Genomic DNA, 15,323 nt, shown 5'->3' with positions numbered 1-15,323 from the left:
TGCCCAGTTGCGCGCTGGAAGACTGTGGCCATGACCGGCGACGTTGCACCTGAGCTCTCCCCGGCGATCGACCTGCGCGCTGCCCTCGTGGCCGCGGAGTTCACCTACGACGCGGTGGCCGAGGTGCTGGGTGACCGGGGGCACCGGGCGCTGAGCCGCAACGAGACCACTCCGGGCGTACGGCGAACCGCGGACGGTTCCGCACTGAGCACGCTGACACGGCTCTTCCTGCTCCAGACGCCGACCTCGCACGCCGAGGCCGAGCGGGCCCTGCCGGGCCCGGGTCGATCGACTGTGCAACGCCGGCCTGCTGGAGCAGAGCGTCGGCGAGGTCGCGGCCCGGATGGACTGCCGGCCCTACTCCAGCGACGACGTCGACCTGTGGGTCGTCTCCGACCTGACGCCCGGCCTCGACGGGGCGCCCATGCGGGTCGGCTCCGACCACGTGCTCGGCATCTCCAGCGCGTCGACCTCGCTGGCTCAGCTGACCGTCCGCGACGGAGTCGGTCGCGCCCCCGGACCTCGGGACGGGTTGCGGCGTACAAGCGCTGCACCTCGCGACGCATGTGCGTGACGTCGTCGCGACCGATGTGAACCGGCGGGCGCTCTGGATGACGCGCTTCAACGCGGTGCTCAACGGTGTCGAGGTGGACGTGCGCGAGGGCTCCTTCTTCGAGCCGGTGGAGGGTGAGAGGTTCGACCTGATCGCGACGAACCCGCCCTTCGTGATCAGCCCCGCGACCGGCGAGCGACTGGTCTACCGCGACTCCGGTCTGCCGGGCGACCGGGTGGTGGAGGACATCGTCCGCGCTGCGCCCGACCACCTGACCGAGCACGGGCTGTGCCCAGTCCCGGCCAACTGGTCGATCGTGCGCGGCACCGACTGGGACGAGCGGCTGGGGTCCTGGCTGACCGACGACTGCGATGCGCTGGTCATCCAGCGCGAGGTCATCGACCCGAGCGAGTACGTCGAGATGTGGCTCAAGGACGAGGGCGTGCACGGCACCCCGCACTACCCGCACCGCTACGACACCCGGCTGTCGTGGTTCGACGAGCAGGGGATCGAGGGTGTCGGGTTCGGCTGGATCAACGTCCGGGCGGGTGGCACCGGCCGGCATCGGCTCGAGGAGTGGCGCTACGACGTCGAGCAGCCGATCGGGCCGGCGATCACGGACCACTTCACCGCGATCGACACCCTCGTCGACACGGACTCGCACCTCGTCGCCGGGGAGGACGTGATGCAGGAGACCCAAGGCGCACCCGGCGCCGAGGACCCGGCCACGATCGTGGTCCGTCAGCAGCGCGGGTTCCGTCGTGCCCGTCAGGTCGACACCGTGGAGGCCGCCCTGATCGGGGCCAGCGACGGCGACCTGACGGCCGGCCAGATCCTCGACGCGGTCGCCGACCTCACCGAGGGCGACGCCGAGCAGCTGCGCGAGACCTACCTTCCGGTCGTGCGCGAGCTGGTCGACGAGGGCTTCCTTTCGACCTGAGTCTTCTGAAGACTCAGGTCGAAGACGCCAGCATCGCGGCGAGCCCGTCGGTGGCCCGGTAGCCCCGGGGCACGCCACCGACGATGGCCGCGATGCCGTTGGAGTGCTCGGTGCGCAGCGGCAGGATGGCCCGGTAGATCGCCGAGTCGTACCACGCGCGAGCGGTCTCGCGATCGGGGAACTCGATGACGATCACGTCGCCGTCCCACACGCCTTCCACGCCGTCGACCTCGCCGCCGTGGACCGGGGAAGCGCCCGCCGAAGAGGGCCAACGTGGCGTCGATGCGGGAGAGGTACTCGATGATCTCGTCGCCGAAGTCGACGTCACGCAGGTAGGCAATCGCGTAGGCCGTCATGGTGTGCTCCTCTGCTCGATGTGGATGTCTCCACTGTCGAGGCGGGATCCGCCGTCACACCATGACGCGTGAGGTCATGGGCCGACGGCAGCAGCCGAGCCCGCCTGATCGTCGAGGGCCCGGTCGCGCAGCTCCACGAGATCGGCGACGGTGCGTGCCGACAGCAGCTCGGCCCGGCCGGTGGCCAGCAACGGCGGGCAGTCGCTGCCCCACGGACGCGGGCTCGGCCAGCCGACGCGGCGGACATGGCCCACGACGTTGTTGCCGCAGGCGTTCAGGCTGGCCACGCCGAGCTGGGCGGCGATGCTGAGCTGCGTGACCGGTCCGTCGGGGCCGATGGCCGCGTTGGCCTTGCCCACCACCCGGGCGACGCCCGCGGCGATCCGGTCGGGCGTCGACCGCTCGGGCAACGACCGACAGCGCTCGCGCAGCAGCAGGAGGCAGCGCCGCATCGGCGCTTCGAGGTCGGGAGAGAGCAGGGAAGAGCAGAGGTCGCCGAGCAGCTCGTCGACGATCAGCCACGGCTCGTCCGCGACCGGATCGACCACGCCACGCAGCATCGGGACGTGGGACACCGCGGTGCCGAGGGCAAGCACAGCTTCCCGGCCGCCGACGACGGAGTCGAGCCACTCGAGGACCTGCTCGTGACGGGGCGGCGGCGGAGGCGACTGCACCACGCGAGGGCGGCGCTCCTCGTCGAACCGCTCGGCATGCCGCTCCCAACGGGTGCGGCGCACGTCCTCGCTCCACGCGTCGACGAGCCGGCCGTCGACGAAGACGAGATGGCTGAGACGGTCGGCGATGTCGATCCCGGGCTGGGTGTACGCCTCGTCCGGGGCGTACCCCGGGAACGGATAGTGGTCGTCATAGTGGTCGTACATGGGTGCTCCTTCGTGTGGTTGAGGTGGTCTGTCACGCTGGCAGCGCAGACCGACATTCGGGTTCGGTTATCCACAGCCCGCCCTCCATGCCGTCCATCCACAGGGGCCATCGGGAGTGGCGGACTGGTTTTCACGCGCTACGGTGGCCGCGCACTGGGGTCCGGGCACCGTGGATCCAAGGCACCGGGGAGCAGGAGAAACGCACGTGGCACACAAGCTCGTCATCGTCGAGTCGCCCAAGAAGGCGCAGATGATCGGCGGCTACCTCGGCAACGGGTATGTCGTCGAGTCGTCCATCGGTCATATCCGCGACCTGCCGAACAACGCTGCTGACACGCCGGCCAAGATCAAGGACAAGCCCCGGGGCCGGCTGGCCGTCGACGTCGACAACGGCTTCGAGCCCTACTACGTCGTGCCGCGTGACAAGAAGAGTCACATCGCGAAGCTGAAGAAGCTGCTCAAGGACGCCGACGAGCTCTACCTCGCCACCGATGAGGACCGCGAGGGTGAGGCCATTGCCCGGCACCTCCTCGACGAGCTCGCGCCCAAGGGCATCCCGGTCAAGCGGATGGTCTTCCACGAGATCACCAAGTCCGCGATCCTCGCCGCAGCCGATGCCCCCCGTGAGCTGGACATGGACCTCGTCGAGGCCCGGGAGACGCGCCGCATCCTCGACCGCCTCTACGGCTACGAGGTCTCGCCCGTCCTCTGGCGCAAGGTCATGTCCGGCCTGTCCGCCGGCCGCGTGCAGTCCGTCGCAACGAGACTCGTGGTCGACCGCGAGCGCGAGCGGATGAAGTTCAAGGTCGCCTCCTACTGGGACCTCGAAGGCACCTTCGACGCCGGCAGCTCGCACGAGCAGCGGATGTTCCCGGCCAAGCTGCACTCCCTCGACGGCGCCCGAGTCGCTCGCGGTGCCGACTTCGGCCGGGACGGCGTGCTCAAGAAGGACGGCATCGTCCACCTCGACCGCGCCCGCGCCGAGGCCCTCGTGGCGGCGCTCGCGGACTCGACGTACGACGTCCGCTCGGTCGAGTCCAAGCCCTACCGCCGCTCGCCCTACGCGCCCTTCCGCACCACCACCCTCCAGCAGGAGGCCGGACGCAAGCTCGGCATGAGCTCCAGCGTCACGATGTCGGTCGCGCAGCGCCTCTACGAGGGCGGCTACATCACCTACATGCGTACCGACTCGACCACGCTGTCGGGCACGGCCATCAACGCCGCCCGGGCCCGGGTTCTCGAGCTGTACGGCGCCGAGTACGTCCCCGACGCCCCGCGCACCTACGCCTCCAAGGTCAAGAACGCGCAGGAGGCACACGAGGCGATCCGCCCGGCCGGCGACTTCTTCCGCACGCCCGCGCAGACCGGCCTGACCGGCGACCAGTTCCGCCTCTACGAGCTCGTCTGGATGCGCACCGTCGCCTCGCAGATGAAGGACGCCACCGGCCAGTCCGTGTCGATCCGCATCGGCGGCGCCGCCTCGACCGGCGAGGACGCCGTCTTCTCCGCGAGCGGTCGCGTCATCACCTTCCACGGGTTCCTCAAGGCCTACGTCGAGGGCACCGACGACTCCTCGCAACGAGACGACCGGGAGACCCGTCTGCCCAACCTGACCGAGGGTGAGGCCGTCTCGGCCGCCTCCGTCCGAGCCGCGGGCCACGAGACGAAGCCGCCGGCCCGCTACACCGAGCCGACGCTGATCAAGGAGCTCGAAGAGCGCGAGATCGGCCGCCCGTCGACGTACGCATCGATCATGGGCACCATCGTCAACCGCGGCTACGTCTACAAGAAGGGCTCGGCGCTGGTGCCGGCTCGGCTGGCGTTCTCCGTCGTGCGACTGCTCGAGAACCACTTCCCGCGGCAGATCTCCTACGAGTTCACCGCCCGCATGGAAGACGTCCTCGACGACATCGCCGGCGGTCGCCGCGACCGCAAGACCGAGCTGGCCGAGTTCTACTTCGGTGGCGGCGAGATCGAGGGCCTGCACACGCTGGTCAACGAGCTCGGCGACATCGACGCCAAGGAGCTCGCGACCTTCCCGATCGGCGAGGGCATCGACCTGCGCGTCGGTCGTTATGGCCCGTACGTCGAGGGCCCCGGCCCCGAAGGCGACGAGGGGCGCGCTCGTGCGTGCCAACGTCCCCGACGACCTGCCGCCCGACGAGCTGACGCTGGCCAAGGCCCGCGAGCTGCTCGCCAACCCGGCGGGCGAGGAGGCCGTGCTCGGCACCCACCCGGAGACGGGGCTGGAGATCGTGGCCAAGAACGGCCGCTTCGGCCCCTATGTCACCGAGGTGCTGCCCGAGGACGCACCCAAGTCGGCCAAGCCGCGCACGGGCTCGCTGTTCAAGTCGATGTCGCTCGACACGGTCTCGCTCGAGGAGGCGGTCAAGCTGCTCGAGCTGCCCCGCGTCGTCGGTGCCGGCGAGGACGGCGAGCAGATCACCGCGCAGAACGGCCGCTACGGCCCCTACCTCAAGCGCGGCACCGACTCCCGGTCGCTGACCCACGAGGACCAGATCTTCGACATCACGCTCGACCGGGCGCTGGCGATCTACGCCCAGCCCAAGCAGCGTGGTCGCGGTGCGGCCGTGGCGCCGCTCAAGGAGCTCGGGCCCGACCCGGTCTCGGGTCAGCCGGTGGTCGTCAAGGCCGGTCGCTTCGGGGAGTACGTCACGGACGGCGAGTACAACGCCACCCTGCGCAAGGACGACACCGTCGAGTCGATCACGATCGAGCGCGCCGCCGAGCTGCTGCAGGAGCGTCGGGACAAGGGCCCCGCGAAGAAGGCCGCCAAGAAGGGCGCGAAGAAGGCGCCGGCCAAGAAGGCGGCCAAGAAGACCACCGCCAAGAAGACGACGGTCAAGAAGGCCACGACGAAGAAGGCGCCGGCCGCGAAGAAGACGGCGACCAAGAAGGCCTGAGCGGGGATCCCCCTCGTGGGGGTGGCGGCGCCGGGCCGACGGTCGTAGCGTCCGACGGATGAGCATCCGTCTGCGCTCCACGGTCGTCGCCCTGCTCCTCCTTGTCCCGTTCATCGGCGCCACCTCCGCCACGGCGGCGGGGGCCGCCCCGCACGCAGTACGACGTGCTCGGAGATTCCTACGGCTCGGGCGTCGGCGCACCGCCGTACGACCCGAGCTCCGGCGCCTGTGCCCGGTCGCAGTCGGCGTACGGCGTGCTCGTGGACGGTCGTGCCCGGCTCGAGCTCGACGACTTCGTTGCGTGTGCGGGCGCGACCACGACCTCACTGGTCGCGGGCGGTCAGCTCAGTGCCCTCGACGCCGACACGGATCTGGTGCTGCTCAGCATCGGCGGCAACGACATCGGCTGGTCGCAGGCGGTCACGGCCTGCCTCGGCGGGACCGATGCGCAGTGCGCCGGTGCAGCGGCACTGGTGCGGGGCCGGATCGGCACCGTCCTGCCCGGCCTCCTCGACGCCCTGCACGACCAGATCGCGGCCGCGGCACCCGGCGCCCGGGTCGTGGTCACGGGCTACGCGCGGCTCTTCTCTCCCGAGTGCGGCGCCTACCTCGGTGCGTCACCCGCGGAGCAGCAAGTCCTCAACGAGGGTGCTGACCAGCTCAACAACGTCGTGGCTGCGGCCGCGGCTGGACACGGATTCGACTTCGTGGACGTCACCGACAGGTTCGTCGGCCACGGCGTCAACGCTCCCCGACCCGTGGCTGCTGGGGGCGTTCGACCCGGGTGCCTTCCACCCGAACCTGCTGGGCTACGAGGCCTACGCCGGTGCGGTGACCGCGACGATCAGGCCCGGACACAACTCCTGAGGCGGAGCCTCAGCTCGAGGCAGCGCCGACAAGCCGCCTGAACTTCCACTCCAGCGAGTGGAAGTCCATCGGGGCGTGAGCGTGAGAGCGTCGCTCGCCGCCTGCATTTCCACTCGCTCGAGTGGAAATACATCCGGGTGGCAACCTCGCGTCGTGGCCCCCGACGAGATCGCCACGTCGGCCGTCGGTGCTCGCCCGTAGGGTGTGCGCGTGAGCGAGCGAAGCGAGCGAACAGTCAGACACAGTGCGACACGTGCCTCATGCGCGCACGGAGCGAAGCGAGTACGTGCATGAGCATGAGGGTGTACGCCGACAGCGGGCTGTTCGTCTGCTTCGAGGGCGGCGAGGGGGCTGGCAAGTCCACCCAGTCGCGCCTGCTCAAGGACACCCTCGAGGTCGCCGGTCACACGGTCCTGCTCACCTTCGAGCCCGGCGACACCGAGGTCGGCAAGGCCCTGCGCCAGATCGTCCTCAGCCCCTCCACGGGTGAGCTCTCGCACCGCACCGAGGTCCTGCTGTACGCCGCGGACAAGGCCGAGCACGTCGACACCGTCGTCCTTCCGGCGCTGGCGCGGGGCGAGGTCGTGATCACCGACCGCTACGTCGACTCCGCGCTGGCCTACCGGGGCGCCGGCCGCGACCTCGTCGTGGCCGAGGTGGAGCACGTCAACCGCTGGGCGACCGCGGACCTGCGCCCCCACCTGACGGTGGTGCTGGACCCGGCGCCGCAGACCGGGCTGGGCCGCTTCGAGGAGCGCGACCGGATCGAGGGCGAGTCGCTGGAGTTCCACCAGCGCGTGCAACAGGGCTTCCTCGACACGGCCGCCGCCGACCCCGACCACTACCTCGTGCTCGACCGCGCGCCGGTCGACGAGATCGCCGCCGCCATCCGGGCGCGAGTGCTGGGGATGCTCGATGGCTGACACCCAGCAGGCGCGGCCGGTGTGGGACGACCTCGTCGGCCAGCGCCCGGTGATCGAGAGCCTCCAGCGTGCCGCCGGCGGTGACGGGATGACGCACGCCCGGCTGTTCACCGGCCCGCCCGGGTCCGGTCGCTCCAACGCCGCGATCGCGTTCGCTGCCGCGCTGCAGTGCGAGACCGGCACCGGCTGCGGGCACTGCAAGTCGTGCCACACGGTGATGGCAGGCTCGCACGCCGACGTCCGGGTCGTGCGCACCGAGAAGCTCACGATCGGCGTTGCCGAGGTCCGCGACCCGGTGCGGAGCGCCGGTCTCGCACCCGCCGGCGATCGCTGGTCGATCATGATCGTCGAGGACTCCGACCGGCTGACCGAGCAGGCGTGCAACGCCCTGCTCAAGGCGATCGAGGAGCCGACCGCCCGCACCGTGTGGCTGCTCTGCGCGCCGACCGTGGAAGACGTGCTGCCGACGATCCGCTCTCGCTGTCGTCTCGTCACCCTGACCACGCCGCCCGCCGCCGACGTCGCGGCGTTCCCCGGTCCGCACCCTCGGTGTCGGTCCCGAGCTCGCCGCCAGCGCGGGCCCGTGCCAGCCGGGGGCCACATCGGTCGCGCGCGGGCGCTGGCCCGTGACGAGGGAGACCCGCCTCCGACGACGCCGGGTCGTGCAGATCCCGGCCCGGCTGACCACGGTCGGCGCCTGCATGCAGGCCGCCACCAACGTCAGCGAGATCGCGAAGGACGAGGCCGAGGCGATCACCAAGGAGCTCGACCTGCGCGAGAAGCAGGACCTCGATTCGGCGTACGGCGTGTTCGAGCGCGGCAGGCGTCCGCGGGAGTACTCCCCGGCGCTGAGTGCGCTGGAGAAGGACCAGAAGACGCGGGCCAAGCGGCGGATCCTCGATGTCGCCGACCGGTGCCTGATGGACCTCACCTCGGTCTACCGCGATGCGATCGCGCTGTCCGTCGGGGCGCCGGGCGCCCTGGTCAACGAGGAGATGCGCGCCGAGATCGACCAGCTGACCCGGCAGACGACGCCGGAGGAGCTGTTGCGGATGATCGATGCGATCTTCACCGCGCGGGAGCAGATGCTGGAGTTCAACGTGCCGCCACTCCCGGCGCTCGAGTCGATGATGGTGGCCCTGCGGCTGCCGGGGAGGAGCCGGTCGGTGAAGAAGATCCCTGGTGTGGGTGGTGGTCATCGCGTTGGTGGCGGGCACGATCGCTGCCCCGGCCGCGGCCTATGCCAGCTTCCGGGACGACCCGCCGTCCTCGGGCCCGCCCACGTCGACGCCGTCCCCGACCTCGTCTCCCACCGAGTCCGAGTCGGTCGAGGTCACGGCGCCGTCCCCCGAGCTCGAGCCGTTCTACGGCCAGCAGCTCGACTGGGAGTCCTGCGAGGGTGACTTCGGAGTGCGCCACCCTCGAGGTGCCGCTCAGCTACTCCGAGCCCGACGGCGTGACGATCGAGCTGGCGCTGCTCAAGGTGGCGGCGCGCGACAAGAGCCGGGGGCGCCCTCGTGGTCAACCCCGGCGGGCCGGGTGCCCCCGGCACCGACTACGCCGCCGCGGCCAGCCGGGTGTTCCGCGAGCCCCTGCTGCGGGCCTTCGACATCATCGGCTTCGACCCGCGTGGCACGGGTGACTCTGCCCCGATCGACTGCGTGAGCGACGACCAGCTCGACGTCTACCTCTCCTCCGACCCCAACCCGGACACCGCCGAGGAGGCGAAGGCCTATGCCACCCTCACCCGCGAGTTCGGCCGAGGCTGCGCCGAGCTCAGCGGCGATGAGGTCAACCACGTCTCCACGATCGAGGCCGCCCGCGACTTGGACGTCCTCCGCTCGGCGCTGCGCGAGGAGACGCTGACCTACCTCGGCGCGTCCTACGGCACCAAGCTGGGAGCAACGTACGCCGAGCTGTTCCCCGACCGGGTCGGGCGACTCGTCCTCGACGGTGCCGTCGACGTGTCGCTCGACAACCGCCAGCTCGGTCTCGAGCAGGCGGCCGGCTTCGAGACCGCCCTGCGTGCCTACATCCAGAACTGCATCGACACCACGGACACCTGCTTCCTCGGCGACACCGTGGACGGGGGCCCGGCCACGATCTCCGGCCTGCTCGCCGACATCGAGGAGGCCCCGCTGCCCGCCGGTGAGCGCGAGCTGCAGATCGGCAACGCCTTCTACGGCATCGTCACGCCGCTCTACAACCGCGACTACTGGTTCCTGCTCAGCACCGCGCTCCGCGGCGCACTCGACGGCAGCGGCACCGCGTTGATGCAGCTCGCCGACCTCTACGCCTCGCGCGGCCCCGAGGGCTACACCGACAACAGCTCGGAGGCGATCTTCGCGATCAACTGCCTCGACGACCCCTCGTCCATCGGCTTCGGCAAGGTGGCCTCGCAGGTCCCCGCCTTCGAGGAGGCCTCACCGACCTTCGGCTCGATCTTCGCCCGGTCGCTGACGACCTGCCGTGGGTCGCAGGGCGAGACCACCGAGGAGCCGATCGAGATCCGTGGCGAGGGCGCCGCTCCGATCCTCGTCGTCGGCACGACCCGCGACCCCGCGACCCCGATGAAGTGGGCCGAGGCGCTGGCCGCGCAGCTCGACTCCGCCGTACTCCTGCGTCGTGACGGCGATGGCCACACGGCCTACAACTCGGGCAACGAGTGCATCGACACCGCCATCGAGTCCTACCTCCTCGACGGCGACGTGCCGGGCAACCCCACCGACTGCTGACCACCTCTGTGCTTGGCTGAGGGCTCATTCGCAATGGAGGGGGATTCCAATGCTCAAGAAGTTCGTCATGCCACTCGTCGGTGCTGTGGCCGCCGCGGCCCCGGTCGCACCGGCGCCGACATCGGCCGAGACCGTTGCCGCGCGGGGCGACGTGCGCATCGCACCCGGGCGCTTCGACACCGTCCGCATCGGTGACAGCCACGGAGTCGGCCGCCGAGTCCGGCTACTTCGTGCTCGACCTGAAGACCGCCTCCTGCGGCACGCGGGCGATCTGGCCGACCAAGCCGTGGCGCAGGTCGATCGACGTCTATCAGGGCTTCGAGGCCGACACCGAAGGCACGGTCGGCACGATCGGCGTCTTCGGCGACGGCATCAGCACCAAGCAGGGCATCGGGATCGGCGCCAGTGTCGCCGACCCGGGCAGCGGCGTACGGCGATCGGCTCATCGGGCCGCGCCAGAACGACCTCTCGCAGTGGGGCTACTTCGTCCGGGCCAAACGCCGCTGGCTCGGCTTCCTGACGGACGCCAGCGCCCGCGACGGCCAGCCCACGAGCGACGCGGCGGTCACCTTCATCGAGATCACGAAGGGACGCCGTCCCGGTCTCTACCGCGACGGCTGCTGACCTGATTTTCCCCGCTGACGGCTCTGGCGTTATCCTTCTCCAGTTGCCCGGCAGGTCTCGACTGTGCCGGGCAGCACGCCGCCTTAGCTCAGTCGGTAGAGCGAGTCACTCTGTAATGACTAGGTCGTCAGTTCGATTCTGACAGGCGGCTCCACCGGGAAGGCCCTCGACCGGTGGTCGGGGGCCTTCTGTGTGCCCGAGCTCGTCGAGAGCGCGCTGGTGCAGCGCCTTGTGGTCGGCGTAGTAGCCGTCGTCGTAGGTGTCGACCATCTGGAAGGACCACATCCCCGGCAGCGGGTTGCGCCGACGAAACCATCGGCCGGAGCCCGATGCCACCCCCGTGGGGGTTAGGTCAGCTTGTCCGTGCGGTCGGGGGCGCCGTCCTTGTCGTCGCCGTCGTTGCGGGTGAAGAACGAGAAGGAACCGTCGGTCTCGAGCACGCACAGCTCGATGTCGCTCAGGCAGCGGATGCCCTGCTGGCGCGCAGCCTCGTGCACGTCTGGATCGTCATCCGTTCTCGGGCACGGATGACAGCCTACGTTCAGGAGTCGCTCAGGGTCGGCCCGTACGGTCGGTGCGGATGACTCACAACAAGCGAAACCGAACTGTCCTCGGCCTCTCCCCGGCCGCCTCCCTGATCGCGCTGGGTGCCTGTGGTGCCGGCGGCGAGGATTCCGGCAGTGCCGGAGCCTCCGAGGAGTCGACGTCCGAGTCCAGCGAGAAGGCCAGCTCCGAAGGCGGCCCCGACCTCGCGGGGATCCCCGACGTGGTGGCGGAGGTGAACGGCGAAGAGGTGACCAAGGACGAGTTCGTCCCGGTCTACGAGGCGCAGTTCCAGCAGGCCGCCACGCAGGCCCAGACGACCGGGCAGGCACCCGACGAGGACGCCCTGAAGGAGCAGACGGCCGACAACCTCGTCAGCACCGAGCTGCTCTCGCAGGAGGCGGAGGAGCGCGGTCTCTCGGTCACCGAGGAGGACGTCGACAACGAGCTCGCCACCCTCGCGGAGGAGAACCAGCTCGGCTCGGTCGACGAGCTCATCGCCGCCCCGGAGAAGCAGGGCGCGACCGAGGAAGAGGCCCGCCTCCAGCTCGAGCAGCAGATGGTGATCGACCTGTTGATCGCCGACGAGGCCGGCGATGCGGAGCCCACCGAGCAGGAGTTGCGCAAGATCTACGACCGGGCCAAGCAGCAGCAGGCCCAGATGGGCGAGCAGGGCCAGAAGCTTCCGCCCTATGCCAAGGTCAAGCCGCAGCTCGTCGAGCAGGCGAAGTCCGAGCAGCAGGGCAAGGTCGCGCAGGCCCCGGTCGACGACCTCCGCGAGGAGGCCGACATCACGATCAACCTCTGAGGTCGGGGTCCTCAGGTGCGAATCGGTCCAGCGAGGCGTCCACCTCGGCGGCCGCTTCGCGGGCGCTCGGCGTGAAGCCGAGGACGACCGGTAGGAAGCGGTCCGAGAGCAGGGCACGGAGCCGGACGTCGCTGCGTGCCACGACGCCGGCGGTCCTGCGTGTACGGCGAAGCAGGGCGATCTCCCCGAAGCCCTCGCCCTCCCCGAGGGTCGCGACGACCCGGCCGTCGCCGATGACGTCGACCTCGCCGGACTCGATCACGTAGTAGCACTCGCCCACGTCGCCCTGCGCGAACACCACGTGCCCGGCCGGCAGGTCCACCGGCTCGAGGCCGCGAGCCAGCTGCTCGATCGAGGGCAGCGGCAGCGTCCGCAGCATCGCCACCCGGCGGAGCAGGTCGACCTCGACGTCGTGCTCGCCCACCGAGCCGTCGAGCTTCCGCAGCCTCCACCCGGGACGCGATCGCCAGCACCGGGCAAACGAGCCCGATGCCGATGAGGGCCGCCCGGGGCCCGGCCGCCTCGACCACCGAGGACGCGGCGATCGCGCCGATCCCGATGGACACCGCGACCGGGCTCTCGAGCACGCCGAAGATCCGGGCCAGCACCTCGTCGGGTGCCAGCCGTCCGAGCAGGGTGAAGCCGGCGACGTCGATCAGCGCGTTGCCGACGCCGACGAACGCCAGCAGCCCGAGCGCCGCTGCCTGCCCCGGCACGACCCCGATGAGAGCGATCGGCAGTCCCCACAGTGCGACCCCGACGGCGAACCACGCGCCCGGGCGCCCGGTGCCGACGAGCAACGAGGCCGCGAGCGAGCCGAGCACCGCGCCCACCCCGACGGCCGTCATCAGCGTGCCGACGCCCGATTCGCCGGTCCCGAGCAGCTCGATCGCGACCACCACCGACAGCACGGTCAGGGCGCCCCGGGTGAAGGACTGGGCCGCCGCGAGCCCGAGGATCAGGGCCGGGTCCCGGTCCTTTGCCACCGCCGTGATGCCCTCGAGGGCTTCCCGGACCAGCCGGGGCCGGGCCGCTGACGACGGACGGGGCGGTGCGTCGTACGACAACCGCAGCAGCAGGGCGGCGGCCCACAGGGACGAGGCGGCGGCCACCGCGAAGACGACCCAGACGTCGGTGACCGACAACAGCACGGCGGCGAGCAGTGGCCCGACGAGCGTGGCGGCGGAGCCGAGGAACCCGCGGACGACGTTGGCGCTGGCGAGCTCGTGCCCGGTGTGGCACAGGGAGGGGAGCAGCGCGGAGTGCGCCGGGCGGAACAGGGTGGCGGCGATGGTCGAGAGCACGGCCAGCGCGTAGACGACCGCAGGTGGACCGGCGAAGGCGGCGACCGCGGCCGCGGCGGCGGTCGCGACACCGCGCACGGTCGAGACCGCGATCAGCACCCGTTCGCGGCGACCGCGGTCGGCGAGGGGTGAGAGCAAGGGGGCGGCGATGGCCGACGGCACCATCCTCAGCAGCCCGATCAGCCCGAGCGCGGCCGCGCCGCCGTCGCGGTAGGCGACGATGCCGAGGCCGACGGTGAAGGCCCACTCGGCGGTCCACGCGCCGAGGAAGCTGAGCTGGGCGCGGCGCAGGTCAGGGTTGCGGGCGTTGCTCGTGAAGGCTGCGGCGGCGTCGCCCAGTCGGTTTCGCCTTGCAGCCCCCACCATGGAGCGACTGTAGGGCTCAACCCGGCTGCGTGGTGTCGGCGCGCGATTGATTGTTGCTGCAATCATTGACGTGGACAGCAATTTCTGGACCCGAACAACTCTGGAGCGACTCATGGACGTGCGCTGGCTCGACGACCGGGAACGGACCGCCCGGGTGCGGTTCGCCGCCGTGATGGAGCTGCTGCCGGGCGTGCTCGACTCGCAGCTGCGGCGCGACGCGGAGCTGACGCACTTCGACTACTTCGTGCTGGCAATGCTCTCGGAGGCGCCCGAGCGCACGCGGCGGATGACGCACCCGGCCGCGCAGACCAACGCCACACTGCCCCGCCTCTCGCACGTCGTGCGGCGGCTCGAGGAGCGCGGGCTGATCGAGCGGTTCCCGTGTCCGGACGACGCTCGCGCCACCAACGCCCGACTCACAGACGCCGGTTGGGACAAGGTGCGCGCCACCGCGCCGGGTCACGTCGCGACCGTGCGCGAGCACGTGATCGACGCGCTCACCGAGGAGCAGCTCGACCAGCTCGCGGAGATCACGGCCGCAGTCCCGGGCAAGCTCGATCCCGAAGGTCGGGTCGCGGCGGATCCGCAGGCATGACGACCGTGCCCGCCCACCCGGGGGCCCGGCACGTCCACGGTCCTGGGCAAGGCGGTGCTGGTGCTTCGTGCCTTCACCGCCGACGACCGGGGCGTGACGCTGGCCGAGCTCGGCCGCCGGACCGGCTCGGCCAAGGGCACGCTGCACCGCGTCTGCGGCGACCTCGTCGCGGCCGGCCTCCTGGACCGGCGCGACGACCTCTACCGGCTCGGTCGGCTGATGTTCGAGCTCGGCATGCGCGCCTCGGTCGAGCGCGACCTGCTCGAGGTGGCCACCCCGTTCCTCGAGGAGCTGCGCGCAGAGATCAACGAGACGGTCCACCTCGGCGTACGCGACGGGACCGACGTCGTCTACATCGCCAAGCTCGGCGGCCGCCGCCGGGTCACCGCGCCCTCGCGGACCGGCGGGCGGCTCGGGCTCTACTGCACCGCCGTCGGCAAGGCCCTGCTGGCGCACGCTCCCCGGGACGTGCTCGAGTCGGTGGTGGCCGCGGGCCCGGAGCGGCACACGGCGCGCACGGTCACCGCGCCCGGGATCCCTGGCCCGCCAGCTGGCCCAGTGCGGACGACCGGCGTCTCCTTCGAGTTCGAGGAGTCGCGCCTCGGGCTCGTCTGCGTCGGCGCCCCGGTGTTCGACCTCGACGGCGAAGCGGTGGCGGCCGTCAGCGTCGCGGGGCCGGTGACCCGCTTCAACCCGCAGGCCAACGCCGACCGGGTGCGAGCCACGGCGCGCGGCATCTCCGCGACCCTTGCCCGCCGCTGAAACTCGTGTTCCGGTGACCCGGAACCTGACGCGAGGTTCCACGGGCCTGCGGCGGCACAGTGTGCACGTGACCACGACCAACGTGCAGCCCGCGACCGAGCGGCTCGACCTCGCCCAGCAGACGCTGACCCCCTGTCCACCC

At 71.0% G+C, this 15,323-nt stretch carries 14 protein-coding genes, 1 tRNA gene and 3 pseudogenes; 13 read left to right on the top strand and 5 right to left on the bottom strand.

The window, feature by feature from the left end; translation table 11 throughout:
- Positions 1-30: 30 nt before the first annotated feature.
- Together LP418_RS30615 and LP418_RS30610 are read left to right on the top strand one after the other, a co-directional pair.
- Entirely contained in the window at positions 31-594 is a 564-nt protein-coding gene (locus LP418_RS30615; protein ID WP_336275950.1) for a DUF7059 domain-containing protein, read from the top strand.
- Complete coding sequence (locus LP418_RS30610; RefSeq protein WP_336275949.1) at positions 567-1,493, top strand: methyltransferase; 927 nt, start codon at positions 567-569, stop codon at positions 1,491-1,493. Before LP418_RS30615 ends, LP418_RS30610 begins: the two co-directional genes overlap by 28 nt.
- 13 nt (positions 1,494-1,506) lie before the next feature.
- Here the strand turns inward: LP418_RS30610 and LP418_RS09425 are convergent, their stop codons facing one another.
- Together LP418_RS09425 and LP418_RS09420 are read right to left on the bottom strand one after the other, a co-directional pair.
- Positions 1,507-1,821, bottom strand: coding sequence for a DUF1330 domain-containing protein (locus tag LP418_RS09425; RefSeq protein WP_257956086.1), 315 nt, complete (start codon positions 1,819-1,821; stop codon positions 1,507-1,509).
- A 102-nt stretch (positions 1,822-1,923) separates the two neighbouring features.
- Entirely contained in the window at positions 1,924-2,730 is an 807-nt protein-coding gene (locus LP418_RS09420) for a hypothetical protein (protein ID WP_257956085.1), read from the bottom strand.
- Positions 2,731-2,980: 250 nt separating this feature from the next.
- Here LP418_RS09420 and topA point away from each other — a divergent pair.
- The 8 genes and pseudogenes from topA (at position 2,981) to LP418_RS09385 (ending at position 10,957) form a co-directional block, all read left to right on the top strand.
- A pseudogene (gene topA, locus LP418_RS09415) lies at positions 2,981-5,654 on the top strand (type I DNA topoisomerase).
- A 164-nt stretch (positions 5,655-5,818) separates the two neighbouring features.
- Positions 5,819-6,562, top strand: coding sequence for an SGNH/GDSL hydrolase family protein (locus LP418_RS09410; protein WP_257956084.1), 744 nt, complete (start codon positions 5,819-5,821; stop codon positions 6,560-6,562).
- A 255-nt stretch (positions 6,563-6,817) separates the two neighbouring features.
- Positions 6,818-7,444 carry a dTMP kinase gene (gene tmk, locus LP418_RS09405; protein WP_257956083.1) on the top strand — a complete coding sequence of 209 codons (627 nt, stop codon included), beginning with the start codon at positions 6,818-6,820 and terminating at the stop codon, positions 7,442-7,444.
- Positions 7,437-7,889: pseudogene (locus LP418_RS30605) on the top strand (DNA polymerase III subunit delta'); the annotation flags it as partial. The gene tmk and the pseudogene LP418_RS30605, both read left to right, overlap by 8 nt.
- A gap of 181 nt (positions 7,890-8,070) precedes the next feature.
- The gene (locus LP418_RS30600) at positions 8,071-8,847 is read left to right on the top strand and encodes a DNA polymerase III subunit delta' C-terminal domain-containing protein (protein ID WP_336276170.1); all 777 of its coding nucleotides are present in this window, start codon (positions 8,071-8,073) and stop codon (positions 8,845-8,847) included.
- 114 nt (positions 8,848-8,961) lie between these two features.
- Entirely contained in the window at positions 8,962-10,179 is a 1,218-nt protein-coding gene (locus LP418_RS09395) for an alpha/beta hydrolase (protein ID WP_257956082.1), read from the top strand.
- Positions 10,180-10,370: 191 nt separating this feature from the next.
- Positions 10,371-10,808 carry a hypothetical protein gene (locus LP418_RS09390; protein WP_257956081.1) on the top strand — a complete coding sequence of 146 codons (438 nt, stop codon included), beginning with the start codon at positions 10,371-10,373 and terminating at the stop codon, positions 10,806-10,808.
- 72 nt (positions 10,809-10,880) lie between these two features.
- A tRNA-Gln gene (locus LP418_RS09385) sits at positions 10,881-10,957 on the top strand.
- A gap of 193 nt (positions 10,958-11,150) precedes the next feature.
- On the opposite strand, the gene LP418_RS09380 is transcribed toward LP418_RS09385, so the two are convergent.
- A complete protein-coding gene (locus LP418_RS09380) occupies positions 11,151-11,300 on the bottom strand; it encodes a DUF421 domain-containing protein (RefSeq protein WP_257956080.1) in 150 nt (49 codons plus the stop codon).
- Positions 11,301-11,383: 83 nt separating this feature from the next.
- On the opposite strand from LP418_RS09380, the gene LP418_RS09375 reads away from it, so the two are divergent.
- A complete protein-coding gene (locus LP418_RS09375; RefSeq protein WP_257956079.1) occupies positions 11,384-12,154 on the top strand; it encodes a SurA N-terminal domain-containing protein in 771 nt (256 codons plus the stop codon).
- On the opposite strand, the gene LP418_RS32920 is transcribed toward LP418_RS09375, so the two are convergent.
- A complete protein-coding gene (locus tag LP418_RS32920; protein ID WP_442940247.1) occupies positions 12,144-12,533 on the bottom strand; it encodes a cyclic nucleotide-binding domain-containing protein in 390 nt (129 codons plus the stop codon). The genes LP418_RS09375 and LP418_RS32920 overlap by 11 nt on opposite strands.
- Before the next feature lie 91 nt (positions 12,534-12,624).
- Positions 12,625-13,824: pseudogene (locus tag LP418_RS09370) on the bottom strand (MFS transporter); the annotation flags it as partial.
- 112 nt (positions 13,825-13,936) lie between these two features.
- Here LP418_RS09370 and LP418_RS09365 point away from each other — a divergent pair.
- Both LP418_RS09365 and LP418_RS09360 read left to right on the top strand, forming a co-directional pair.
- A complete protein-coding gene (locus LP418_RS09365; RefSeq protein WP_257956077.1) occupies positions 13,937-14,419 on the top strand; it encodes a MarR family winged helix-turn-helix transcriptional regulator in 483 nt (160 codons plus the stop codon).
- Between the two features lie 54 nt (positions 14,420-14,473).
- On the top strand, positions 14,474-15,181 hold the full coding sequence (locus LP418_RS09360; RefSeq protein ID WP_257956076.1) for an IclR family transcriptional regulator: 708 nt from the start codon (positions 14,474-14,476) through the stop codon (positions 15,179-15,181).
- The last annotated feature ends 142 nt before the right edge of the window (positions 15,182-15,323 follow it).

Origin of the sequence: Nocardioides sp. B-3 (assembly GCF_024703895.1) — a bacterium.
Classification (GTDB): domain Bacteria; phylum Actinomycetota; class Actinomycetes; order Propionibacteriales; family Nocardioidaceae; genus Nocardioides.
Note: the sequence above shows the minus strand (reverse complement) of the source record. Positions and strands in the feature narration are given on the sequence as shown.

Excerpts from the sequence above, each read along its gene's own strand:
- LP418_RS30615 (WP_336275950.1), top strand. The coding sequence starts at position 31 with ATGACCGGCGACGTTGCACCTGAGCTCTCCCCGGCGATCGACCTGCGC.
- LP418_RS09420 (WP_257956085.1), bottom strand. The coding sequence starts at position 2,730 with ATGTACGACCACTATGACGACCACTATCCGTTCCCGGGGTACGCCCCG.
- tmk (WP_257956083.1), top strand. The coding sequence starts at position 6,818 with ATGAGGGTGTACGCCGACAGCGGGCTGTTCGTCTGCTTCGAGGGCGGC.
- LP418_RS09375 (WP_257956079.1), top strand. The coding sequence starts at position 11,384 with ATGACTCACAACAAGCGAAACCGAACTGTCCTCGGCCTCTCCCCGGCC.
- LP418_RS32920 (WP_442940247.1), bottom strand. The coding sequence starts at position 12,533 with ATGCTGCGGACGCTGCCGCTGCCCTCGATCGAGCAGCTGGCTCGCGGC.
- LP418_RS09365 (WP_257956077.1), top strand. The coding sequence starts at position 13,937 with ATGGACGTGCGCTGGCTCGACGACCGGGAACGGACCGCCCGGGTGCGG.